We start from the raw sequence: 1,030 nt of genomic DNA on the forward strand, positions 1-1,030 counted from the left end.
AGGAAGGCCACAAGGCGGTTGCCGCCGGCATGAACCCGATGGACCTGAAGCGCGGCATCGACCTCGCCGTCACCGACGTCGTCGCGACGCTGATCAAGAACGCCAAGAAGATCAAGACCTCGGAAGAGGTTGCCCAGGTCGGCACGATCGCCGGCAACGGCGACGAGTCGGTCGGCGCCATGATCGCGGAAGCGATGCAGAAGGTCGGCAATGAGGGTGTCATCACGGTCGAGGAAGCCAAGACCGCCGAGACCGAACTCGAAGTCGTCGAAGGCATGCAGTTCGATCGCGGCTATCTCTCGCCCTACTTCGTCACCAACGCCGACAAGATGGTCGCCGATCTGGAAGACGCCTACATCCTTCTCCACGAGAAGAAGCTCTCCAACCTGCAGGCCATGCTGCCGATCCTTGAGGCTGTCGTGCAGACCTCGAAGCCGCTGGTCATCATCTCGGAAGACGTCGAAGGCGAGGCTCTGGCCACGCTCGTCGTCAACAAGCTGCGTGGCGGCCTGAAGATCGCCGCCGTCAAGGCGCCGGGCTTCGGTGATCGCCGCAAGGCCATGCTGGAAGACATCGCCATCCTCACTGGTGGCCAGGTCATCTCGGAAGACCTCGGCATCAAGCTCGAGAACGTCGGCCTCAACATGCTCGGCCGCGCCAAGAAGGTGTCGATCTCCAAGGAAAACACCACCATCGTCGACGGCGCCGGCAAGAAGGAAGAGATCCAGGGCCGCGTCGCCCAGATCAAGCAGCAGATCGAGGAGACCACCTCGGACTACGACAAGGAGAAGCTGCAGGAGCGTCTCGCCAAGCTCGCGGGCGGCGTTGCCGTCATCCGCGTCGGCGGCGCGACGGAAGTCGAAGTCAAGGAAAAGAAGGACCGCGTCGATGACGCCCTCAACGCGACCCGCGCGGCCGTGGAAGAAGGCATCGTTGCCGGCGGCGGCGTTGCCCTGCTGCGCGCGTCGCTGACCATCAACGCCGTCGGCGTCAACTCCGACCAGGCCGCCGGCATCAACATCGTGCGTCG

The 1,030-nt window shown here is 63.7% G+C and carries 1 protein-coding gene; it reads left to right on the top strand.

The features are described from left to right. A partial coding sequence (gene groEL, locus CN311_RS27085; protein ID WP_115504276.1) for a chaperonin GroEL occupies nt 1-1,030 on the top strand: 1,030 nt, incomplete at both ends.

Source organism: Mesorhizobium sanjuanii (assembly GCF_002529485.1).
Lineage (GTDB): Bacteria > Pseudomonadota > Alphaproteobacteria > Rhizobiales > Rhizobiaceae > Mesorhizobium > Mesorhizobium sanjuanii.